Origin of the sequence: Microbacterium sp. CH-015 (assembly GCF_049707015.1) — a bacterium.
Taxonomy (GTDB): Bacteria; Actinomycetota; Actinomycetes; order Actinomycetales; family Microbacteriaceae; genus Microbacterium; species Microbacterium aurum.
In genome coordinates, this window is sequence record NZ_JBNAFJ010000015.1 from 19,546 (window position 1) to 41,900 (window position 22,355).

A 22,355-nucleotide genomic window follows, 5' to 3' on the forward strand; every position below is an offset into this window, starting at 1 on the left:
TGCTCCCTGTCTACCAGGAGGCGCCGACACGAGGGGATGCTGTCACTGTGCCGTCGGTGCAGCTAGAATGCAGGCATGTCCGTCGCCATCACCGTCCGCAACGTGCCCGATGACGTGCGAGACGAGCTCGCTTCCCGCGCGGCGCGTTCCGGGCGCTCGCTGCAGGAGTACCTGAGCGCAGAACTCACGCGCCTGGCGCGCACTCCGAGCGCGGCCGAAGCCGTGGCGCGCGCGCGTCTGAACGCGCTGTCGTATCCCGCGACCGCCGGGGACGTGATCGCCGACGCCGTTCACGCGGGGCGGCGCTGACGTGGCTCCCGGCCACATCTACGACCTCGTTGTCGTCGACGCATCGGCGGTCGTGCTGCTCGTCGCGTCTTCCCACGATGCGGGCGACCGACTGGCTGCCCGATTGACGAACGCGGTCCTCCACGCGCCGCATATCCTGCCGGTCGAGGTGGACTCCGCCCTGCGCGGACTCGTCGCGGGGCGTGTCCTGTCCGAAGGGGAGGCGATGGCGGCCCGGCAGCAGGCGGGGCGGATGCCGGTCGACCTCTGGGCCTGGGATGCGCTGGGGGAGCGCGCATGGGAGATGCGCAGCAACCTGTCGATGTACGACGCCGGTTACGTCGCCCTGGCGGAGCACATCGGGGCGACGCTCATCACCGCCGATGCGCGGCTCGCCCGCGCGCCGGGCGTGCGGTGCGCGATCGAGGTGTTCGGCTGACGCCGGGCCTCACGCGGCTCAGACGAACCGGACCCAGTTCGCGCCGCGCCCGGTCTCGGTGCGCTGGCGCAGCTCCAGCCGCTCGCCGTCGACGGTGTACAGCGACACCGTCGTCGACTTCTCGCCCGCGGCGACGAGATGCCGGCCGTCGGGGCTCAGCGCGAACCCGCGCGGCTGATGCTCGGTGACGGTGAACGCCTCGGCATCCTTCACCGTGCCGTCCTCGGCCACCGCGACCGCCCCGAGCGTGCTCTCGGTGCGCTCGGACGCCCACAGCACGGCGCCCGCTGCGCCCCAGTGCAGGTCCGCTCCCCAGATGTAGTGGTGGGCGAGGGGGTCGACGCCGAAGACGCTGTGCCCCAAGTCCTTCGACCGGTCGTACGCAGTCGCGGCGCCGACGAGCTCCAGCGTTCCCTCGCGCGTGTCGCGCGCGTAGTGCAGCACCTCACCGGAGAACTCGGTCATGACGTACACGGCATCCTGGGCGTCGCTGAGGACGAGGTGACGCGGCCCGCTCCCGGCCGGCGCGGCGACGGTCGGCGGGTCGAGCGGCTCGAGCTCGAGGGCATCGCCCAGGGCATACTGCGCGACGAGGTCGGCGCCGAGGGAGACGAAGTAGGCGAAGCGGCCGTCGGCGCTCGGCAGCACCGAGTGCAGGTTCGGGTAGGAGATCCGCGCGACCGGGGCTCCCACCGTCCCGTCGGCGACGGGGCAGCTGACGCCGTAGCCGCCGCCGTAGCTCGCGCCGAGCAGTTCCGTGCCGTCGCGCGTGAGGGCGAGGTAGTTCATGCCGCCGGCGGGGAGGTCCAGGCGGGAGTGCGGGGTGAGCGTTCCGCGCTCGCGGTCGAGGGCCAGCGTCACGATGCCGGCCGGCTCACCCTTCACGGCCGCGTAGACGAGGTCTCGCGACGCGTCGACGGCGAACGTCGAACAGCCGGTGAGGCCGTCTGTCACCGCGAGGCGGGTGAGACGGTCGTCGGAGAGGCGGAAGGTCGACAGGGAGCCGTCGCCGGCGTTCGCGACGAGGACGAGGGACGCGGTGCTCACTGTTCGATCGTACGGGCGCCTCTAGGCTGGAGTCATGAACAAGAGCACGCTGTGGACCGTCGTCGGCGTCATCGTCGCGGTGGTGATCGCCTGGGTCCTCGTCGACGTGCTGTTCAGCGTGCTGTGGTTCATCGGCAAACTCGCCGTCGTCGCGGTGGTGGCCCTCGTGGTCTTCCTCGTGCTGCGCGGCGCGTTCTCCTCGCGCGCCGACTGAGCACGACGGATGCCGGGACCCCGGCATCCGCCCCCTGATAGCGTTCGGAGCGTCGCGCAGCGCGACGGATGCCGAAGGAGGCCCCGTGTCGGAGCGGATCACCTGGACCCTCGTCGACGGCGAGAACATCGACGCGACGCTCGGCGGGTCGATCCTCGGGCGCCGCCCGCAGCCGGACGAGCGGCCGCGCTGGGACCGGCTGCTGACGTTCCTCGAGGAGCGATGGCACCAGGACGTGCGCGGGCTGTTCTTCCTCAACGCGACGACCCACCTGCCGATGCCGTTCGTGCAGGCGCTGCTCGCCCTCGGGTACACGCCGGTCCCGCTGTCGGGCCCCGCCGAGGCGAAGGTCGTCGACCTCGCCATCCAGCGAACGCTGCAGGCGCTGCAGGGCCGCGATGCCGACGTCGTGCTGGTCAGCCACGATCGCGACTTCGTCGACGATCTCGCGGCGCTCACGGGGGCGGGCCGGCGCGTGGGGATGCTGGGGTTCCACGAGTTCCGCAGCGGAGAGTTCGCCTCGGTGCCGGGCATCGAGTTCTTCGACCTCGAGTACGACGTGCACGCCTTCGATGCCGTGCTGCCGCGCGTGCGCGTCATCCCTATCGAGGAGTTCGACCCGGCGCAGTTCCTCGGCTGATCATCACCTCCTCCCCAGGCGGGGGCGCGCGCGAGTTGTCCACAATCGGCGGGGTCGCGCTCCCACGGCGGGCCGGCGGCGGCCATCGTTGCGGGCATGAAGAACATCGATCCTCTCCTCTCACCCGAACGCGTTCTCGCCACCGACGACGACCTCGCCGATCTCCTCTCGCGTCTTCTCGAACGCGCCAACATGCGGCAGGTCTGGCTGATCATGCTCGGCGCCGACGACCGCGTGACCGGACCGCTCATGCCGCTGGAGGACTTCCCGAGCGATCCGGATGCGGAGTGCGACACCGCCGACCTGGGCACCCGCACCCACTCGCGGCTGCTGGCGGCGCGCTTCGCCGCCTTCGCCGAGATGTGCGACGCCGAACGGATCGTGCTCGTGTGGGAGCGTCGCGGTACCAGCGCGCTGCGCGCGGGAGATCTGGCGTGGGCGCGGGCGATGGCGCGCGACTGCCGGGAGGCGGGCGTCGCGTTGCGGGCGCAGTTCGTGCTGCACGACCGGGGGCTGCGCACCCTCGCCGTCGACGACCTGCTGTGACCTGTCTCTCGTTGCTGCGCGCGCAGACTCACGGCGAGGATCCAGCCTAACGATATATCGTTCACTATCGCCGACGTGCGGCGCGACCTCGGGAGGTCACCATGAACGGTTCATTCGCAGGTGCAGGATTCGGCGGCCACGGCTTTGCCGGACCGGGCTTCGGCACCGGTCCCGGAAGCGGCGGATTCGGCGGGCGCGGTCGCGGCCCCGGCGGCATGTGGGAGGCGATGGAGAACCTGCGCGCGTCGTTCGAGCAGCGCACCGGCACCCGCATGGGCCGCGGCGACGTCCGCGCCGCCGTGCTCGCGCTGCTCGCCGAGCAGTCGATGCACGGCTACCAGATCATCCAGGAGATCGAGCAGCGCAGCGGCGGAGCGTGGAAGCCGAGCGCGGGATCGGTCTACCCGACGCTGCAGCTGCTCGCCGACGAGGGCCTGATCACCGCCGAAGAGGCGGGCGGCCGCAAGACGTACGCGCTCACCGCGGCGGGACGCGCCGAGGCCGACGCCGCCGCCGACAAGCCGGCCCCGTGGGAGACGCCCGGCCAGCGCGACGGCGGACGCATGAGCGCGCTGCCGAAGGCGGGGTTCGAGCTCGCTCAGGCGGCCGCCCAGGTCGGCCGCACCGGCTCCCCGGAGCAGGTGCAGCAGGCGGTCGAGATCCTCGACGAGGCCCGCCGGCGCCTCTACGCCCTGCTCGCGCAGGACTGACGGTGGCATCGGCCGCGCGCGCCCGATACCGCCGCATCCTCCGGTTCGCCGCGCTCTGCCTCGCGCAGACGTGGTGGTACGACCTGTTCCTGCCGCGGGTGGGGCTGCGTCGCATCGGCGAGGGCAGCCGCAGCGCCCGCATGCAGCGCATCGCGGAGCGCTTCCACGCGCTGGCCGTCGAGCTCGGCGGACTGATGATCAAGGTCGGGCAGTTCATGTCGTCGCGCCTGGACGTGCTGCCGCCGGAGATCACCCGCGAGCTGGAGGGGCTGCAGGACGAGGTGCCGCCCGTCGCCTTCGCCGAGATCCGCGGCGCCGCCGAGGCCGAATTGGGGATGCCGCTGGAACGCGCCTACGCCTGGTTCGACGAGACGCCGGTGGCCGCGGCATCCCTCGGTCAGGCGCATCGCGCGCGCCTCACGCCCGCCGACAGCGACCTGACCGGGCTCGGGGCCGTCGTGGTCAAGGTGCAGCGGCCCGGCATCGACGAGATCGTCGCGGTCGACCTCGCGGCGCTCCGCCGCGTCGCGGGGTGGCTCGCGCGCATCCGCATCGTCGCCGATCGCGTCGACATGCCCGCGCTCGTGGAGGAGTTCGCCACGACGAGCCGGGAGGAGATCGACTACCTGCACGAGGCCGGGAGCGCAGAGCGGTTCGCCGCCGACGTCGCCGGCGACGAGCGCGTCACCGCTCCCGAGGTCGTGTGGGAGCGGACGACCCGCCGCGTCCTCACGCTGCAGGACGTCACCGCGATCAAGATCACCGACGTGGCGGCACTGCGGACGGCGGGCATCGATCCGGCGGCCGTCGCGGCGGCGTTCGCGTCGACGATGTTCGAGCAGCTGTTCACGCACGGCTTCTTCCACGCCGACCCGCACCCCGGCAACGTCTTCGTCACGCCCCGCGGCGGTGGCCGGTTCGCGCTGACCTTCATCGACTTCGGCATGATGGGCACCGTCGACGACACGCTGCGGGCGGGGCTGCGTAAAGTCCTGCTCGCCGTCGCCGCCCGCGACGGCGCGGGGCTCGTGGCGGGGATGCTGGCCGTCGGCGCGCTGCTGCCGAGCGCCGGGACGGCCGACCTCGAGCGCGCGTTCACGCAGCTGTTCCAGCGGTTCGGCGGGATGGGGTTCGCGCAGCTGCGGGAGGTCGACCCGCGGGAGTTCCGCGACTTCGCGGTCGAGTTCGGCGACGTCGTGCGCGCGCTGCCGTTCCAGCTGCCGGAGAACTTCCTGCTGATCGTGCGCGCGATGTCCCTCACCTCGGGCGTCTGCAGCGCACTGGACCCGCAGTTCAACATCTGGGATGCCGTCGAGCCCTTCGCGACGCAGATCCTGCGCGACGAGAGCCGCGGGATGGTCGGCGACCTCCTTCAGCAGACCGGCGACGCCATGAGCACCGCGTGGCGCCTGCCGCAGCGCATCGACGGCATCATCACGCGCTTCGAGGAGGGCACGGTCGCCGTCGACCTGTCGCGCCTCGAGCGCCGCATCGACGGCCTCGAGCGGCTCGCGGCCCGGATGCTGGCGGCGATCCTGTTCGCGGGCCTGCTGATCGGCGGCATCTTGCTGCGTCCCGTCGACGACGTCTTCGGGATCGTGCTGATGGTGGCATCCGTCGTGCCGCTGCTCGCCGCCCTGTTCGCGGGTGGCGGAGGCAGGGGATCGGGGCGACGCCCGTGACCGGCGGGCGGGCGTAGCCTGATCGGGTGCCCTCCGATCCCTCCGCCGTCGCCGGGGCGCGCGCCGAGCTGCTGCGGGTGGCGACATCGCCGCAGACGTGGGATGAGCCCCTGCGCACCCTGCCGCGCGGCACGGCCGCACGTCCCGCGGCGGTGCTGATCCTGTTCGGCGTGCTCGACGCGCTGCCGAGCGCGCACGAGGCCCAGGATGCCGCGGTGTCGCGAGATCTCGACGTGCTGCTGCTGGCGCGCGCCACGACGCTGCGGTCGCACCCGGGGCAGGTGGCGTTCCCCGGCGGGCGGCTCGACCCGGGTGACGACGGACCGGTCGGCGCGGCGCTGCGCGAAGCGACCGAGGAGACCGGGCTCGACCCCGCCGGAGTGGAGGTGCTCGGCACGCTCGACGAGGTGCCGCTGGAATTCTCCGGCCACCTCGTCACACCCGTGCTGGGGTGGTGGCGGCATCCGTCGCCGGTGCGGGTCGTCGACGTCGCTGAGTCCGCCGACGTCTTCCGCGCGCCCGTCGCCGACCTGCTCCACCCGCAGAACCGCGGCGTCACCGTCATCCGGCGCGGCGGACAGGAGTGGCGCGGGCCGGCCTTCGAGGTGCACGGGCACCTCGTCTGGGGGTTCACGGCGCTGCTGCTGGATGCGCTGTTCGACCGGCTCGGGTGGACCGAGCCGTGGGACCGCACCCGAGAGATCGCCCTTCCCGCCTGACACGCCCTCCCGCTGGAGAAGCCCGCCGCCGGACGGGGGCTCGCGCCGCCGATGATAGGATCTCCCCTTGGAAGTGTGTCCGAGCGGCCTAAGGAGCATGGCTGGAATCCATGTAGGCGGGGTAACTCGCCTCGCAGGTTCAAATCCTGTCACTTCCGCCACGGAACAAGCCCCGACCGAATCCGGTCGGGGCTTGTTCGCTGTCCGGGGAATGCCGGCGGCGGGGTCGTCGTTGTCACACCCCGTCACATGCGTCGTCGTCCGGCCCGGTTCGCCGTAGCGTCGATGCGGGCCGCCCGTGGCCCCGGCACGTCCGCACGAACCGCACCACCGGCATCCGCCGATCCCCCCAGGAGATACACCCTCGTGAGTTCCACTCCCGCGCCCGCGCACACCCCCGCCGGCACCGTCGCCCCCAAGCCCAAGAAGCCGCTGTACCGCTCCTTCGGATTCCAGATCACGATCGCGCTGATCGCCGGCATCCTGCTCGGTATTCTCGCCCTCAATCTGGGTCCGGATGCCGAGGGCAACCCCAACGGGCTGTCCGCGACGCTCACCACGATCGGCAACGGCTATGTGACGCTCCTGAAGACGGCGGTCATCCCGCTGATCTTCCTCGCGATCGTCGCGAGCATCACGCAGCTGCGGCGGGTCACCAACGCGGCGCGCCTGGCCGGCCAGACCCTGCTGTGGTTCGGCATCACCGCGCTGATCGCGGTCACGATCGGCATCATCCTGGGTGTGACGATCCAGCCCGGCAACCGCGTCGACCACGCTGACCTCACCGAGGGCGACCCGTACGCGGTCGGCACCTGGTGGAACTTCCTCAAGGGGCTCATCCCGCAGAACTTCCTGGGCCTGAGCGTCTCGGGCACCGCTGACCTCGACACCGGCGCAGTCGCGACGTCCGTCTCGTTCAACGTGCTGCAGATCATCGTGATCTCGGTGGCCGTGGGCATCGCCGCGCTGAAGCTCGGCAGGCGCGCCGAGCCGTTCGTCGCCTTCACCGAGTCGTCGCTGAAGGTCGTGCAGCGCGTGCTGTGGTGGATCATCCGCATCGCGCCGCTCGGCACGCTCGGCCTCATCGGCTCGGCGGTCGTGACCTACGGCTGGGAGAAGCTCACGACCCTCATCTGGTTCGCCGTGGCCATCTACGTCGGGCTCGCGCTCGTGCTGTTCGTCGTCTACCCGATCCTCGTGAAGACCCACGGGCTGTCGATCCGGCAGTACTTCTCGGGCGTGTGGCCGGCGGTGCAGCTCGCGTTCGTGTCACGCTCGTCGATCGGCACGCTGCCGCTCACCCAGCGCGTGACCGAGCGCAACCTCGGCGTACCGCGCGAGTACGCCTCGTTCGCGGTGCCGCTGGGCGCCACGACGAAGATGGACGGCTGCGCCGCGATCTACCCCGCCATCGCCGCGATCTTCGTCGCGCAGTTCTACGGCATCGAGCTGAACATCGTCTCGTACCTGCTGATCGCCCTCGTCTCGGTCGTGGGCTCGGCCGCGACGGCCGGCACGACCGGCGCCGTGGTCATGCTCACCCTGACGCTGTCGACGCTCGGCCTGCCCCTCGAGGGCGTCGGCCTGCTGCTTGCGATCGACCCGATCCTCGACATGGGCCGCACCGCGGTCAACGTCGCCGGTCAGGCGCTCGTGCCGACGATCGTCGCCAAGCGCGAAGGCATCCTCGACCGAGGACTGTATGACGCGCCCCGCGACGGCGAGCCGTTCGCCGACGACTCGGCGGACGCTCCCGAGGACGAGCTCGAGGCGGCGCCCACGCGCGCCTGAGGCACGACACCGGCGGGGCGGATGCTGCGGCATCCGCCCCGTCGCCGTCTGCGGCGGTGGTGCGCCGGGTCAGGCGGGGGCGGCGGTGCGCCGGGTCAGGCCGGCGCGTCGCGGTCGGCGAACGCCGACCCGGGGCGGATGACGAGCGACCGCGGCACCGCGATCGCGCGGACGCGGGCGGCCGGCGGCAGCGCCGCGAGCATCGCCTGACGGATCGCGACGGCATCCGCCATCGCACGACGCGCCTCCGTCCCGCGGGTACCGCGGTCGCGCGCCCGGTCGCCGCCGTAGCTCTCCCGCTCCACGGCGCCCACGAGCCGTGCCGTCTCGGTGGGCGGCGCGTCGGCGACGGCGCTCAGGCGCGTGCCGAAGGCGCGCGGCGTCTCGGATGCCGACACCGAGACCCCCAGGTCAATGGCGGTGTCCTGCAGATATCGCCACGCCGCACCGGCGGTACCGCGGCGGCGCAGCAGCCAGCGCCGGAACGCCCCGGCGGCGCCGGGGAGCAGCGCGATCACCAGCACGGCGCCGACGACGGTCAGCAGCGGGCGCAGATCGATGACGCGCACCGCCGGACCGGACGCGTCGACCGAGCCCTGGTCGGGACGGTCCGCGGGGCCGCCCGTGGAACTCGGTGCGGGCGAGGCGGCGTCGGTCGGGCGCTCCGGGTCGGCGCCGCTGCCCACCGGGGTGTCGGCGGCGCTCGCGAAGCGCGTCGGTGTGCCGAGGCTCTTGGTCGGCTCGAAGGCGACCCAGCCGATCCCCTCGAAGTACACCTCGGGCCACGCGTGCAGCTGGCTCGTCGTGACCTGCGACACCGGTTCGCCGTCGACGGACTCGCCCGTGAGGTCGCCCGGGAGAAACCCGACGACGATGCGCGAGGGCATGTCGAGGGCGCGCGCCATGAGCGCGAACGCGCCCGCGAAGTGCACGCAGTACCCCTCCTTCACCTCGAGGAACTCCGCCACGGCGAGCGTGCCCTGATCGTCGAACCCCTCTTCCACCGGTGCGTCGAGCGAATACGCGAACTCGGGTCCGCGGAACCAGCTCTGCAGCGCGAGCAGCTTGTCGTAGTCGGACTGCGCGCCGGCGGTGACCTGCGCCGCCAGCTCGCCGATGACGGCGGGGGTGTCCTCCGGCAGCGAGGTCACGTCGATGCTCGTCTCCGCCGTCACGGCCCGCGTCGACTGGATCTGCTCCAGTGTGGGCGTCGCCTGCTGCGAGAGCACCTCGTAGTTCTGACCCTGCGCGCTGCTGCGCCCGCTGAGCACGGTGCGGCTGTACGGCGATATGCGCCACGTGTCGTCGGTGCCCGTGATCTCGACGGCGGCGTACGGCACCGGCAGCGCCGAAGACGACAGCGCCGACACCGAGATCGAGGTGCGTCGCTCGGTCACCGCGACGTCGGGTGCGACCACGAGCGGTTCGAGGCCGTCGGGCAGGGCGACCGAGCGCGTGCGGTCCGGCATCCACACCTGCCCGTCGAACTGCGACAGCGTCGCCACGCGCAGGTACGGGAGCGTCGTCGCGTCGCCGTGCATCGTGAGCACCGGGACGTCGCTGCGGCGGCGCAGATCGGCGCCGAGGTTGAGCGTGGGGTCGATGCTCGCCGCGACGCCGGTGCCCGCCCCGGCGACCGGGGTGGGCAGTACGGGACCGGCCACCAGTGCGCCGACGATCGCGACGGCGCCGATCGTCATCGCTACCGCGGTCACGCCGCCCGACCGGGCGGCCGTCGCCGCCGACTCGCGGGTGCGCGTCTCGGCGCGGATGAGATAGAGGACGGATGCCGCGAGCAGCGCGAAGGCGATGACGTCCACCCCCGCCGGCACGGCGATGGCGGGGATCAGCCACACCGCTACGAGGGCGATGCCCGCCAACAGAGGCATCCGCGCCGTCAGCACGACGTGGTCGAGCGCGACGGCCAGCAGCGACAGCGCCGCGACGATGACGAAGGCGAGGGCGGGGCTGACCGGCAGCGGTGCGACACCGACGGAGATCTCCGCCGACGCGACCTGCACCAGCCGTGCCGCTTCGCCGAAGACCGCACCGGTCGGGATCACGGCGAACAGGGCGTCGGCGGAGAAGAAGGCGCCGGTGACCACGGCCGTCCACGCTGCCAGCAGGCTCAGCGTCACGCCCACCGCCGGCACCCGCAGCCGCCGCAGCAGGAAGCCGAGGGCCAGCAGCGCCGCGGAAAGGGCCGCCGCTCCGGGGATCCAGGGGCCGGGGGCGACCACGCGGGTCAGCGGCACCAGGGTCATCACGAGCCCGATCCACAGCGCCAGGGTCAGCCGGAACTCGCCGCGCGGGCGTCCGCGGCGCACCGGCCGCGCCGGCGGGGTGCCGGGCGCCACCGGTGTTTCGCGCACGTTCTGCGCCTCACGCGCCGACACGGGTGCCTCTCCGGTCCACGACGCCGTTCCACGCCGCCGCGAGATCCGCGTCGGGCGGGATCGCGGCCACGCGCCAGCCCGTCTCGGCGGCGTGGGCGAGCACGCTCTGGTGCGCCGAGACGCTGAGGAGCACAGGCAGGGAGCTGTGGTGGGGGACCGGCGAGAGTGCCGCGGCATCCGCGTCGTCGATCGCACCGGTCACGAGCACGAGCGGACCCGTCGAGGTGCCCGACACCAGCCGGGCGAGCGCTTCCGTTGGCAGGTCGCGGCGCGCGGTGACGGTGGCCAGCGCGATCGCCAGCAGCTCGACGCCGGTCGTGTCGCCTCCGTCGATCGGGTCGCCGAGCGGCGAGCCGTCGATGTCGACGAGCGTCACCTGATACCCCTCCTGCACGAGCCGCGACACCGCCGACACGCACGCCGACACAGCCGTCTCGAAGCCCGGATCGACGCCGGGCGCGCGCGCCGCCTCGACGACCCAGCGCCGCACGCCGCGGTCGAGCACGACGATCGCCTCGGGGGTGGTCTCCTGCTCCTCCTGCCGCACCATCAGCTCGTCGCGGTGCGCGCTGGCGCGCCAGTGGATGCGCCGCATCGAGTCGCCCGGCAGGTAGTGGCGGGGGATGAGGTTGTCGGTGCCCTGACCCAGCCGATCGGTCGTGGTGTGCATGCTGCCGCCGGCCCCACCGGGCTGGTCGGTGAGGGCGCCGAAGTCCGCGATGAGCGGGGCGATCGTCAGCGGGACAGCGGCGCCGACCATGTGGCGACGCTGCGCGAAGCCGAACGGGTCGGTCGAGACGACCGCGAGCGGCCCGATCTGGCGGATGCCGCGGCGCAGCGCCGTCGCGGTGTACTCGAGAGTCACGGCCGGACCGCCCTGCCGCATGCCCGAATGCGTCTGCGGGAAGACCCCGCCGGAGTCGCCGCTCACGCCGTCGGGGAGCCGGTCGTGCCAGCGCCCCTGCCCGGCGGGCAGCGGGGAGCGGATGTCGACCCGCATCCGGACGAGCACCTCCTGCCCGACGGTGGCGATGTCGGGGGAGAACGCGCGGGAGACCCGCTCGGCGCTGCGGACGAAGTACAGCGTGGCGATGCTCGCGCCCACGCCCAGCGCGAGCAGCAGCGACAGGTACAGCAGTTCCGGGATGCCGAACTGATGCGCCAGTACGAAGCACAGCGCCGCCAGCAGCGCGGCGCCGGTGCCGCGGGCGGTCAGCGGCCAGCGCGTCCAGGGCGACACGGCGGCATCCTCAGCGGGTGGCCAGCGGCACGCGGACCGCGCCGACGATGCTGCGCAGGATCGCGCTGATGGTGTCGGCTGCCGAGCGCGCCCGCGCGGTCGGCGAGGTGCGCACCGCGATGATGCGGTGCGCGAAGACGGGTTCGACGAGCGTGGCGACGTCGTCGGGGATGACGAACTCGCGGCCGTCCAGGGCCGCCCACACCTTCGCCGCGCGCACCAGCTGCAGCGTGGCCCGGGGGCTCGCCCCCAGGCGCAGGTCGGGGTGTTCGCGGGTGGCTCGGGCGAGCGCGACGGAGTACTCCTCGACCGCGGGGGAGACGTGCACGCTGCGCGCCCACGCGATGAGATCGCGCACCTGCGCAGCGCCGACGACGGGCGTCAGCTGCTCCAGCGGGTTGCGGGTGTCGCGCTGACGGAGCATGACCGCTTCGCTGGCGGCATCCGGATACCCCATCGAGATGCGCATCATGAATCGGTCGCGCTGGGCCTCGGGGAGGGCGTAGGTGCCCTCCATCTCGAGCGGGTTCTGCGTCGCGACGACGAGGAACGGGTCCGCGAGCTGGTGGCTCGTGCCGTCGGCGGTGACCTGGCGCTCCTCCATGGCCTCCAGAAGCGCGGACTGCGTCTTGGGGGAGGAGCGGTTGATCTCGTCGGCGATGACGATCTGCGCGAAGATCGCTCCCGGCTTGAACTCGAACTCGCGGTCGACGGGGTTGTAGACGCTGACACCGGTGACATCGCCCGGCAGCAGATCGGGCGTGAACTGGATGCGGCGCACGCTCGCGTCGATCGACGCGGCGAGCGCCCGGGCGAGCATCGTCTTGCCGACGCCGGGGACGTCCTCGATGAGCAGGTGCCCCTCCGCCAGCAGGCAGACGAGGGCGGCGCGCACCGCGGCGGGTTTTCCGTCGATCACACGGCTGACGGAGGCGAGGACGGCGTCGGTGGAACGGGCGAATGCGTCGGCGGTGAGGGGACTGTCGGGCATGCGGGTTCCTGTCTCAGCGGCGGTGCTTGCTCGATGCTATCCCGCGGCGGCGACCCCGCGGCCGGACGTCGGGTAAACTCGCATACAGCTCTCCGCGAGACGGCATCCAGGCCAACTCCCCCAGGACGGAAACGTAGCAAGGGTAACCAGGCTCTGCCGGGTTCGCGGAGAGTCTTTCTTTTGCCCGCCCGACTTTTGAACGGTCGGTCCCTGGCCGCCGTCTCCGGGCCGCACCTAGGCTGGACGACGTGGCGCAGAGCATCTACATCACCTCGACGGAGGGCCTGTCCGGCAAGTCGACGATCGTCCTGGGGGTGTTGGACGCACTGACCCGGTCGACGCCGCGCGTGGGAGTGTTCCGCGCCATCGCGCGCTCGACGGCGGAGCGCGACTACGTCCTCGAGATGCTCTTGGATCACATCGGCGTCGACCTCGACTACGAGGAGGCGGTCGGGGTCACCTACGACGAAGTCCGCCGCGACCCGGATGCGGCGCTGTCGAAGATCGTGGAGCGGTTCAAAGCGGTCGAGGCCCAGTGCGACGCGGTCGTCGTCGTCGGCAGCGACTTCACCGACGTGGGGTCCACGAGCGAGCTCGGCTACAACGCCCGCATCGCCGCGAACCTCGGCGCCCCCGTGCTCGTCGTGCTCAACGGCCGCGCCGGCCAGGGCGACCGCCTCGGCATCAGTGAGGCGCGCACGCCCGAGCAGCTGGCGCAGCTGACCTCGCTCGCGCTCACGGACATCACCCATCAGCGCGCCGAGCTGTTCGCCGTCATCACCAACCGCGCCGACCCGTCGAAGCTCGACGAGATCAACGCCGCGATCGCGGAGGTGGTGCGCGACCTTCCGGCCGTCGACGGCGAGCGCGAGGCCGACGTCGCCGTGTGGTCGATCCCCGAGGACGTGTTCCTCGTGGCCCCCGCGGTTCGCGACATCATGCTGAGCCTCGGCGGCACGCTGCTGCGCGGCGACGAAGAGCTGCTGACGCGGGAAGTGCTCGATGTCGTCGTGGCGGGGATGTCGCTGAACAACATCCTGCCGCGCCTCACCGAGAGCGCGATCGTCATCGTCCCCGCCGACCGCACCGAGGTGCTGCTGGGCCTTCTGCTGGCCAATTCGTCGGGCACGTTCCCCTCCATCGCCGGCATCATCCTCAACGGTCCCTTCCCCCTCCCGCCGGCCGTGCAGGACCTCATGGCGGGCTTGGACTCGTCGCTGCCGATCGTCCAGACCGACCTCGACACCTACGACACCGCGGTGCGCGTCATGGGCACGCGCGGGCGGCTCGCCGCGGGCTCGCAGCGGCGCTTCGACACGGCGCTGGCCCTCTTCGAGCAGCACGTCGACACCGAGGAGTTCACCCGGGCGCTGGGTCTCGCCCACTCCGGCGTCGTCACGCCGTTGATGTTCGAGTACCAGCTGCTGGAGCGCGCCCGCACCGAGCGCAAGCGCATCGTCCTGCCCGAGGGCAAGGACGACCGGGTCCTGAAGGCCGCCGCCACGGTGCTCGCCCGCGGCATCGCCGACCTCACGATCCTGGGGGACGAAGCCGAGGTCCGCGGCCGCGCCGTCGAACTCGGCCTCGACCTCAGCGCCGCCGACGTCCTGAGCCCCTTCGACCCGGCCACCGTCGACCGGTTCGCCGTCGAATACGCCGAGCTGCGCAAGCACAAGGGCGTCACGTACGAGAAGGCCGCCGACACGGTCACCGATGTGTCGTACTTCGGGACGATGATGGTGCACCTGGGCCTCGCCGACGGCATGGTCTCCGGCGCCGCGCACACCACGGCGCACACCATCCGGCCCGCGTTCGAGATCATCAAGACGCGTCCCGGTGTCTCGGTCGTCTCGAGCGTCTTCCTCATGGCGCTCGCCGACCGCGTCCTCGTCTACGGCGACTGCGCCGTCATCCCCGACCCGCGGGCCGAGCAGCTCGCCGACATCGCGATCTCCTCAGCCGCCACCGCCCGCCAGTTCGGCATCGAGCCGCGCATCGCGATGCTGTCGTACTCGACCGGCGAGTCGGGCTCGGGCGAGGACGTCGACAAGGTCCGCGCGGCCACCGCGCTCGTGCGGGAACGGGCGCCCGAGCTGCTGGTGGAAGGCCCGATCCAGTACGACGCGGCCGCCGACGCCGCCGTCGCGCGCACCAAGATGCCCGAGTCGCAGGTCGCCGGGCGCGCCACCGTCTTCGTCTTCCCCGACCTGAACACCGGCAACAACACCTACAAGGCGGTGCAGCGCTCCGCCGGCGCGATCGCCATGGGACCGGTGCTGCAGGGCCTCAACAAGCCGATCAACGATCTCTCCCGCGGCGCGCTCGTGGACGACATCGTCAACACCATCGCGATCACCGCCATCCAGGCGCAGGCGCAGCCTGCGGGAACGGACCCCACCGCATGAGCGTCGTCCTCGTCATCAACAGCGGCTCGTCGTCGTTCAAGTACCAGCTCATCGATGTCGAGACGCAGGAGGCGCTGGCATCCGGTCTCGTCGAGCGCATCGGCGAGCCGCTTGGAGCCGCGACGCACGAGGTCGGCGGCGTCAAGACCGTGATCGAGCTGCCGATCCCGGATCACGCGGTGGGTTTCGATCTCATGCTGCAGGCCTTCGAGGACGTCGGTCCGTCGCTCGCGGAGGCGCAGCTCGCCGCCGTCGGCCACCGCGTCGTGCAGGGCGGGGCGCGCTTCTTCCACCCCACCCTGATCACCGACCTCGTCGAGATCAACATCGACGAACTGTCGCTGCTGGCGCCCCTGCACAACCCGGGCGCCGTGCAGGGCATCCGCGCCGCCCGCGCCGCGTTCCCCGACATCCCGCATGTCGCCGTCTTCGACACCGCGTTCCACCAGACGCTGCCGCCCGCGGCCTACACGTACGCGATCGATCGCAACCTCGCGCGAAAGCACCGCATCCGCCGCTACGGCTTCCACGGCACGAGCCACAAATTCGTGAGCGAAGCGGCGGCCCGGTTCGTCGACCAGCCGCTGCGCGAGCTCACGCAGATCGTCCTGCACCTCGGCAACGGCGCATCGATCACGGCGATCGACGGCGGGCACTCGGTCGAGACCTCGATGGGGCTCACTCCGCTAGAGGGCCTCGTGATGGGGACGCGCTCCGGTGACCTCGACCCCTCGGTGCTCCTCGTGCTGGCGCGCCGCGAAGAGATGACTCCGGGCGAGCTCGACACCCTGCTGAACAAGCGCAGCGGCCTGCTGGGCCTCGCGGGCGTCAGCGACATGCGCGACATCGAGCAGCGCCGCGAGGCGGGCGACGGCGGCGCGATGCTCGCCTTCGACGTGTACATCCACCGGATCCGCGCCTACATCGGCGCGTACATCGCGCAGCTCGGCGGCGTGGACGTCATCTCGTTCACGGCGGGTGTGGGCGAGAACTCGCCCCTCGTGCGGGCGCAGGCGCTGGCGACGCTGGGGTTCCTCGGCATCCGCCTCGACCCCGAGCGCAACGAGCGCCGGGAACGCGGCATCCGCGTCATCTCCACCGATGACTCCGCCGTCACGGTCCTCGTCGTGCCCACCAACGAGGAGCTCGAGATCGCGCGCCAGACGCTCGAGGTCGCGAGCCCCGCCGGAGCGCGCGACTGAGAACGTCACGCGCCGGACACACCCCGCGACTACGCTGGCACAGTGACGAACGAGCTTCCCGATCTCGCGACCTTCGACGGCGTCCTCTTCGACCTCGACGGCGTCCTCACGCCGACCGCCGAGGTGCACATGCACGCGTGGCAGACGATGTTCACTGAGCTGTTCACGGCATGGGGGATCGAACCGGCATACACCGAGGACGACTACTTCCGCTGGCTCGACGGCAAGCAGCGCTACGACGGCGTCGCGAGCCTGCTGCGCTCGCGTGACGTCGAGATCCCGTGGGGCGATCCGTCCGATCCGCCGACGGCAGACACGGTGTGCGGCATCGGCAACCGCAAGAACGAGGTGTTCGCGCGCGTCCTGCGCAGCGAGGGGATCGCGCCCTACCCCGGGTCGCTCGCCCTGATCGAGCAGCTCCGCGCGGCCGGCACGCCGATCGGCGTCGTCTCGAGCTCGAAGAACGCCGACGAGGTCCTGCGCGCCGCCGGCATCCGCGACTTCTTCCCCGTCGTGATGGACGGCGTCGTCGCCGAGCGCGAGCGGCTGCGTTCCAAGCCGGCACCCGACATGTTCGCCGAGGGGGCGCGGATGCTCGGCGTCGACCCGGCCCGCAGCGCCGCCGTCGAGGACGCGCACTCGGGCGTCGCCTCTGCTGCCGCGGCGGGTTTCGCGCTCGTCGTCGGCGTCGATCGCGGCGCGGGGGCCCAGGCACTCCTCGATCTCGGTGCGACCCTCGTCGTGGACGACCTCGCGGCGTTCGTCCGATGATGCGCGGCACCTCCGAGAACGGCACGACCGAAGGGATGGACAGGATGGATCGCGACCGTTTCCCCGTCGACGAGTGGCGTCTGATCGAGAAGAGGTTCTCGCTCGACGACGTCGGCGTCACCGAGACGCTGTTCACGCTCGGCAACGGCTACCTGGGGCTGCGGGGCAACCACCCCGAGGGTGGCCACGCGCACGAGCACGGCACGTTCATCAACGGCTTCCACGAGACCTTCCCGATCCGTCACGCCGAGCAGGCGTACGGGTTCGCCGAGGTCGGGCAGACGATCATCAACGCACCGGACGCCAAGGTCATGCGCGTGTACGTCGACGATGAGCCGCTCGACTTCGACACCGCGGACATCCGCGAGTACGAGCGGGTGCTCGACATGCGCCGCGGCGTGTTGACGCGTCATCTGCGGTGGGTGACCCCCTCCGGCAAGGACGTCCAGATCGATGTCGATCGGCTCGTCTCGTTCGACGAGAAGCACCTCGCGGTGATGCGGCTGACGGTGACGGTGCTGAACTCCGACGCCCCGGTCACGATCGTCTGCCAGCTGGTGAACCGGCAGGATGGCGAGGACGTGTACGGCGGCACGGCCCCCGGCAAGCAGCGCGCCGGCTTCGACCCGCGCAAGGCCGAGAAGATCGCCGAGCGCGTGCTGGCACCGCAGGAGTACTGGCAGGACGGCGGACGCACCGCCCTGTCGTACCGCGTGACCGAGTCGGGCATGACGATCGCCGTCGTGGCCGACCACCTCATCGACACCGAGAACGAGTACTCGGCGCGCACCTCGGTGGAGCCGGACATCGCGAAGAACGTGTTCCGCGTGCAGGCGAAGGCCGGCGTGCCGGTCACCGTCACCAAGCTCGTCAGCTACCACACCTCCCGCGGGGTCCCCACGCGCGAACTGGTCGACCGGGGGCGCCGGACGCTCGACCGGGTCGCCGCGGAGGGCGTGCAGTCCGCGTACGACCGGCAGGCGGAGTGGCTCGACGGATTCTGGCGCCGCTCCGACGTCGTCATCGAAGGTCACGCCGATCTGCAGCAGGCGACGCGCTGGTGCCTCTTCCAGCTCGCGCAGGCCGCCGCCCGCGCCGACGGCCTCGGTGTGCCGGCCAAGGGCGTGTCCGGGTCGGGCTACAGCGGCCACTACTTCTGGGACACCGAGATCTACGTGCTCCCGTTCCTCACCTACACGACGCCGCAGTGGGCGCGCAACGCGCTGCGGATGCGGTACCTCATGCTGCCGGCCGCCCGTCGGCGCGCGGCGCAGCTGAACGAAGCGGGCGCCCTGTTCCCGTGGCGGACGATCAGCGGCGAGGAGGCGTCGGCGTATTACGCCGCCGGCACCGCGCAGTACCACATCAACGCCGACGTGAGCTTCGCGCTCGGCAAGTACGTGCGCGCGACCGGCGACGACGACTTCCTCTACCGGGAGGGCGTGGACATCGCCGTGGAGACCGCGCGACTGTGGGCGACGCTCGGCTTCTGGCGGTACAACGAGGACGGTCAGCCCGAGGTGTTCCACATCCACGGCGTGACCGGCCCGGACGAGTACACGACGGTCGTCAACGACAACCTGTTCACGAACGTGATGGCCCGGTTCAACCTGCGCTTCGCGGCGCGGGTGGTGCGCGAGATGGCCGAGGCGGCGCCGGAGGCGTACGCCCTCATGGCGGAGCGGCTCGACCTCGACCCCGCCGAGCCCGACGCGTGGGATGCCGCGGCCGAGGCCATGCACATCCCCTACAGCGAGGGTCTCGGCATCCACCCCCAGGACGCGGTGTTCCTGGAGCGGGAGGTGTGGGACCTCGAGTCCACGCCGCCCGAGCAGCGCCCTCTGCTGCTGCACTTCCATCCGCTCGTCATCTACCGCTACCAGGTGCTCAAGCAGGCCGACGTCGTGCTCGCGCTGTACCTGCAGGGCAACCACTTCACCGACGAGGAGAAACTCGCCGATTTCGAGTACTACGACCCGCTGACGACGGGGGATTCGACCCTGTCGGCGGTCGTGCAGGCGATCCTCGCGGCGGAGGTCGGGTACCAGGACCTGGCGCTGCAGTACTTCGCGCAGTCGATCTTCGTCGACCTCGGCGATCTGCACCACAACGCCGCCGACGGTGTGCACGTCGCCTCCGCGGGCGGGGTGTGGACCGCGCTGGTCGCGGGCTTCGGCGGCATGCGCGACCACTACGGTGAACTGAGCTTCGACCCGCGTCTGCCCGAGGCCTGGCCGTCACTGTCGTACACGCTGCACTGGCGGGGGACGGAGCTGAAGGTCCGCATCACGCGCGACGCGATGACGGTGGATGCCGCCGGTGGCGATCCGGTGACCTTCTCGGTGCGGGGCGCGTCCGTGACGGTCGAGCCCGGCGGATCGGTCACGGTGCCGCTGGACGGCCAGGGCCCCCGGCTCAGCGGCCGGCCGACGCTGAGCGACATCGGCGAGTCGCTGCGCGAGGACGGCACGCTGCTGTCGGCGTCGGTCCCGACGATGACCACCAGCATCCCGGTCATCACCGGCAGCCAGCCGGTCGTCGGCGGGGACGATTCCGTGCTGGGCATCGACACCTGACCCGGGGCCGCGGGGCGCCCTCGCGCGTTCAGGTGGCGCGTTCAGGTGGCGCGTTCCGCGGCATCCGCCGTCGGGAGACCGCGTGTTGCGCCACCTGAACGGTCCGCGACGATCGCGCGCACGGCGTCGCGGCCGGCACGGTTCGCGCCGACGGTGGACTGCGACGGCCCGTAGCCGATGAGGAACAGTCGCGGTTCGTCGGTCGCGCGGCCGTTCGCGACGCGGATGCCGCCGGCCGCCGTCCGCAGCCGCAACGGCGCGAGGTGGGCGATGTCGGCGCGGAAGCCGGTGGCCCACAGGATGACGTCGGCGGGCTCGAACGTGCCGTCGGGCATGCGCACCCCGTGCTCCTCGACGGCGGTGAACATCGGATGCCGGACGAGAACGCCGCGCGCCTGCGCGGCGCGCGCCCACGGCGTCCAGTGCTGGCCGGTGACCGAGATGACGCTCCCCGGCGGCTCACCGCGGCGGACGCGCTCCTCGACGCCCGCGATGGCGGCGACGCGCGCCGCCGTGTCGAACTCCGCGGCATCCCACCGCACCTCGCGGCGGGTCACCCAGAACGTGTCGGCGACGTGGGAGATCTCCTCGAGCAGCTGCACCGCCGAGATGCCCGCGCCGACGATGACGACGCGCTGACCGGCGAACTCGTCGGCGGAGACGTAGTCGTGCACGTGCAGCTGACGTCCCCGGAACCGTTCCGCGCCGCTGACATGCGGCCAGAACGGCCGGCGCCACGTTCCGGTCGCGTTGATGACATCGTGCGCGGCCCAGTCGCCCTGATCGGTCTCGACCGTCAACCGACCGTGCGGGTCGTCGTGCGCGCGGCGGACCGCCCGCACCTGGACGGGACGCAGCACCTGCAGGTCGAACCGGCGCTCGTACGCGGCGAAGTAGGCGGGGAGCACCTCGCGCGCCGGCGCGGCCGGATCGGCCGGCGGCACCGGGAAACCGGGGAGCTCGTGGATGCCGTTGACCGTCGCCATCCGCAGCGACGCCCACCGGTGCTGCCACGCGCCGCCCGGCGCCGCCTCCGCGTCGAGCACCACGAACGAGGGCGAATCCGCGTCGCGCGCGGACGATGCCGGCGCGCCGTCGAGCGCGGGACGCGGCACGAAGCCGCGTCGGCGCAGATGATAGGCCGCTGACAGCCCCGCTTGCCCCGCGCCGATCACGACGACGTCGACCGGCTGCGCTTCCACACCCTGTGCAACGCCCGCGCCCGCCCGCTGTTCCCGCCTCGCCCCGCCTCGCCTCGCCAGCCCGCCCCCGCCCCGCCCCGCCCACCCGCCGAGTGCGCCCGTTCTCGCCGAGCGCGCCCGTTGCGGACGGTCTGCAGGTGGTGATCTCGGCGAGAACAGGCCCGGTCGGCGACAGGGCGAGGGGGAGCGCGCAGGGGGCGGGGAGCGGAGGGGTGGGATGCCAGGGCGCGATGTCGGGAGCACACCGTAGTCTGTTCTGGTGACCACCGCCCTGTACCGCCGCTACCGTCCCGAGACGTTCGGCGAGATGATCGGGCAGGCCCAGGTCACCGAGCCGCTGATGACGGCGCTGCGCAGTGACCGGGTCGGTCATGCGTACCTGTTCAGCGGGCCGCGCGGTTGCGGCAAGACGACGTCGGCACGCATCCTCGCCCGCTGCCTGAACTGCGCCGAGGGCCCCACCGACACCCCCTGCGGCGTGTGCGACAGCTGTGTCGAGTTGAGCCGTGGCGGCGGGGGGTCCCTCGACGTGGTCGAGATCGACGCGGCATCCCACAACGGCGTCGACGACGCCCGCGACCTGCGCGAACGCGCCATCTTCGCTCCCGCGCGCGACCGGTTCAAGATCTTCATCCTCGACGAAGCGCACATGGTCACGGCGCAGGGCTTCAATGCTCTGCTGAAGCTCGTCGAAGAGCCCCCGGAGCACGTCAAGTTCATCTTCGCGACGACCGAGCCCGAGAAGGTCATCGGCACGATCCGCTCGCGCACGCACCACTATCCGTTCCGGCTCGTCGCTCCCGCCGCCATGCTCGAGTACGTCGAGCAGCTGTGCGCCCAGGAGGGCGTGCAGGTCGAGGCCGGCGTACTGCCGCTCGTGGTCCGCGCCGGCGGCGGCTCGCCGCGTGACACGCTGTCCCTCCTCGACCAGCTGATCGCCGGCTCCGACCCGGCGACCGGCTCCGACCAGGCGATCGTGAAGTATGAGCGAGCGGTGTCGCTGCTCGGGTACACCCACGCCGAACTCCTCGACGAGGTCGTGACGGCGTTCTCCGCGCACGACGCCGCGGCGGCGTTCGCCGCCGTCGACCGGGTCGTGCAGACCGGACAGGACCCGCGCCGTTTCGTCGACGACCTGCTCGAGCGCCTCCGCGACCTCATCATCGTCGCGGCGACCGGTGCCGGTGCGGGTGCGGTGCTGCGCGGCATCCCCGCCGATGAGCTCGAGCGTATGGGGCGCCAGGCCTCGGCGTTCGGCACCGACCGCCTCTCCCGCATCGCGGACCTCGTCGTCGGCACGCTCGACGACATGACCGGAGCGACCTCGCCCCGACTGCAGCTCGAGCTGCTCGTGGCGCGCGTCCTCGCGCACACCGACGCGGTCGCTCCCGCGGCTACGGCGACGGCGGCGCCCGGTGCGGCGGCGGCTCCCGCGGCGGCGCCCGCGGTGGCCTCGCCCCCGGCGACTGCGCCCACGGCGCCTGCGCCCGCGGCCT

At 72.0% G+C, this 22,355-nt stretch carries 19 protein-coding genes, 1 tRNA gene and 1 other RNA gene; 16 read left to right on the top strand and 5 right to left on the bottom strand.

The features are described from left to right. Nucleotides 1-75: 75 nt before the first annotated feature. Both ACPYN4_RS14695 and ACPYN4_RS14700 read left to right on the top strand, forming a co-directional pair. Entirely contained in the window at nt 76-309 is a 234-nt protein-coding gene (locus tag ACPYN4_RS14695) for a FitA-like ribbon-helix-helix domain-containing protein (protein WP_239282212.1), read from the top strand. A 1-nt stretch (nt 310) separates the two neighbouring features. Continuing rightward, complete coding sequence (locus tag ACPYN4_RS14700; RefSeq protein ID WP_424446773.1) at nt 311-727, top strand: type II toxin-antitoxin system VapC family toxin; 417 nt, start codon at nt 311-313, stop codon at nt 725-727. Between the two features lie 18 nt (nt 728-745). Here the strand turns inward: ACPYN4_RS14700 and ACPYN4_RS14705 are convergent, their stop codons facing one another. After that, on the bottom strand, nt 746-1,774 hold the full coding sequence (locus ACPYN4_RS14705) for a lactonase family protein (protein ID WP_424446774.1): 1,029 nt from the start codon (nt 1,772-1,774) through the stop codon (nt 746-748). 34 nt (nt 1,775-1,808) lie between these two features. Here ACPYN4_RS14705 and ACPYN4_RS14710 point away from each other — a divergent pair, with 34 nt between their 5' ends. The 8 genes from ACPYN4_RS14710 (at nt 1,809) to ACPYN4_RS14745 (ending at nt 8,076) form a co-directional block, all read left to right on the top strand. Beyond that, nucleotides 1,809-1,988, top strand: coding sequence for a hypothetical protein (locus ACPYN4_RS14710; RefSeq protein WP_239282215.1), 180 nt, complete (start codon nt 1,809-1,811; stop codon nt 1,986-1,988). A gap of 85 nt (nt 1,989-2,073) precedes the next feature. After that, entirely contained in the window at nt 2,074-2,628 is a 555-nt protein-coding gene (locus tag ACPYN4_RS14715; protein WP_076689854.1) for an NYN domain-containing protein, read from the top strand. Between the two features lie 96 nt (nt 2,629-2,724). Then, nucleotides 2,725-3,174 (top strand): hypothetical protein, encoded by a 450-nt coding sequence (locus ACPYN4_RS14720; protein ID WP_424446775.1) that lies wholly within the window; start codon nt 2,725-2,727, stop codon nt 3,172-3,174. A gap of 101 nt (nt 3,175-3,275) precedes the next feature. Next, nucleotides 3,276-3,884, top strand: coding sequence for a PadR family transcriptional regulator (locus tag ACPYN4_RS14725; RefSeq protein ID WP_076689861.1), 609 nt, complete (start codon nt 3,276-3,278; stop codon nt 3,882-3,884). Nucleotides 3,885-3,886: 2 nt separating this feature from the next. Beyond that, nucleotides 3,887-5,566: an ABC1 kinase family protein gene (locus ACPYN4_RS14730; RefSeq protein ID WP_424446776.1), complete on the top strand. Its 1,680-nt coding sequence runs from the start codon at nt 3,887-3,889 to the stop codon at nt 5,564-5,566. 26 nt (nt 5,567-5,592) lie between these two features. Continuing rightward, on the top strand, nt 5,593-6,285 hold the full coding sequence (locus tag ACPYN4_RS14735; protein ID WP_424446777.1) for an NUDIX hydrolase: 693 nt from the start codon (nt 5,593-5,595) through the stop codon (nt 6,283-6,285). Nucleotides 6,286-6,354: 69 nt separating this feature from the next. After that, nucleotides 6,355-6,446, top strand: a tRNA-Ser gene (locus tag ACPYN4_RS14740). A gap of 205 nt (nt 6,447-6,651) precedes the next feature. Further along, nucleotides 6,652-8,076, top strand: a complete 1,425-nt coding sequence (locus ACPYN4_RS14745) for a dicarboxylate/amino acid:cation symporter (protein WP_424446778.1) — start codon at nt 6,652-6,654, stop codon at nt 8,074-8,076. A 95-nt stretch (nt 8,077-8,171) separates the two neighbouring features. On the opposite strand, the gene ACPYN4_RS14750 is transcribed toward ACPYN4_RS14745, so the two are convergent. Genes ACPYN4_RS14750 through ACPYN4_RS14760 form a run of 3 tightly spaced genes read right to left on the bottom strand, consistent with a single transcriptional unit; the run spans nt 8,172 to nt 12,703 of the window. Further along, entirely contained in the window at nt 8,172-10,448 is a 2,277-nt protein-coding gene (locus tag ACPYN4_RS14750; protein ID WP_424446779.1) for a transglutaminaseTgpA domain-containing protein, read from the bottom strand. Nucleotides 10,449-10,458: 10 nt separating this feature from the next. Beyond that, nucleotides 10,459-11,712: a DUF58 domain-containing protein gene (locus ACPYN4_RS14755; RefSeq protein ID WP_424446780.1), complete on the bottom strand. Its 1,254-nt coding sequence runs from the start codon at nt 11,710-11,712 to the stop codon at nt 10,459-10,461. Nucleotides 11,713-11,722: 10 nt separating this feature from the next. Then, nucleotides 11,723-12,703 (bottom strand): AAA family ATPase, encoded by a 981-nt coding sequence (locus tag ACPYN4_RS14760; RefSeq protein ID WP_424446781.1) that lies wholly within the window; start codon nt 12,701-12,703, stop codon nt 11,723-11,725. Between the two features lie 83 nt (nt 12,704-12,786). Between ACPYN4_RS14760 and ffs the strand changes: the two genes are divergently transcribed. The 5 genes from ffs to ACPYN4_RS14785 all read left to right on the top strand — a co-directional run bounded on the left by ffs (nt 12,787) and on the right by ACPYN4_RS14785 (nt 19,657). Continuing rightward, an RNA gene (gene ffs, locus ACPYN4_RS14765) (signal recognition particle sRNA small type) lies at nt 12,787-12,883 on the top strand. Nucleotides 12,884-12,951: 68 nt separating this feature from the next. Then, a complete protein-coding gene (gene pta, locus ACPYN4_RS14770; RefSeq protein WP_424446782.1) occupies nt 12,952-15,108 on the top strand; it encodes a phosphate acetyltransferase in 2,157 nt (718 codons plus the stop codon). Then, nucleotides 15,105-16,310, top strand: a complete 1,206-nt coding sequence (locus ACPYN4_RS14775) for an acetate/propionate family kinase (protein ID WP_239282552.1) — start codon at nt 15,105-15,107, stop codon at nt 16,308-16,310. Before pta ends, ACPYN4_RS14775 begins: the two co-directional genes overlap by 4 nt. A gap of 42 nt (nt 16,311-16,352) precedes the next feature. After that, nucleotides 16,353-17,081 carry an HAD family hydrolase gene (locus tag ACPYN4_RS14780; protein ID WP_239282554.1) on the top strand — a complete coding sequence of 243 codons (729 nt, stop codon included), beginning with the start codon at nt 16,353-16,355 and terminating at the stop codon, nt 17,079-17,081. A gap of 44 nt (nt 17,082-17,125) precedes the next feature. Beyond that, nucleotides 17,126-19,657 (top strand): glycoside hydrolase family 65 protein, encoded by a 2,532-nt coding sequence (locus ACPYN4_RS14785; RefSeq protein WP_424446783.1) that lies wholly within the window; start codon nt 17,126-17,128, stop codon nt 19,655-19,657. A gap of 41 nt (nt 19,658-19,698) precedes the next feature. Here the strand turns inward: ACPYN4_RS14785 and ACPYN4_RS14790 are convergent, their stop codons facing one another. After that, entirely contained in the window at nt 19,699-20,859 is a 1,161-nt protein-coding gene (locus ACPYN4_RS14790; RefSeq protein WP_424446784.1) for an NAD(P)-binding domain-containing protein, read from the bottom strand. Nucleotides 20,860-21,118: 259 nt separating this feature from the next. Here ACPYN4_RS14790 and ACPYN4_RS14795 point away from each other — a divergent pair. Next, nucleotides 21,119-22,355 (top strand): DNA polymerase III subunit gamma and tau (locus ACPYN4_RS14795; RefSeq protein WP_424446785.1); only part of this gene is annotated, 1,237 nt, incomplete at its 3' end.

Bases quoted from the DNA above. Each gene is read 5' to 3' on its own strand.
- ACPYN4_RS14785 (WP_424446783.1), top strand. From the start codon at position 17,126: ATGGATCGCGACCGTTTCCCCGTCGACGAGTGGCGTCTGATCGAGAAG.
- ACPYN4_RS14710 (WP_239282215.1), top strand. From the start codon at position 1,809: ATGAACAAGAGCACGCTGTGGACCGTCGTCGGCGTCATCGTCGCGGTG.
- ACPYN4_RS14775 (WP_239282552.1), top strand. From the start codon at position 15,105: ATGAGCGTCGTCCTCGTCATCAACAGCGGCTCGTCGTCGTTCAAGTAC.
- ACPYN4_RS14725 (WP_076689861.1), top strand. From the start codon at position 3,276: ATGAACGGTTCATTCGCAGGTGCAGGATTCGGCGGCCACGGCTTTGCC.
- ACPYN4_RS14720 (WP_424446775.1), top strand. From the start codon at position 2,725: ATGAAGAACATCGATCCTCTCCTCTCACCCGAACGCGTTCTCGCCACC.
- ACPYN4_RS14760 (WP_424446781.1), bottom strand. From the start codon at position 12,703: ATGCCCGACAGTCCCCTCACCGCCGACGCATTCGCCCGTTCCACCGAC.
- ACPYN4_RS14695 (WP_239282212.1), top strand. From the start codon at position 76: ATGTCCGTCGCCATCACCGTCCGCAACGTGCCCGATGACGTGCGAGAC.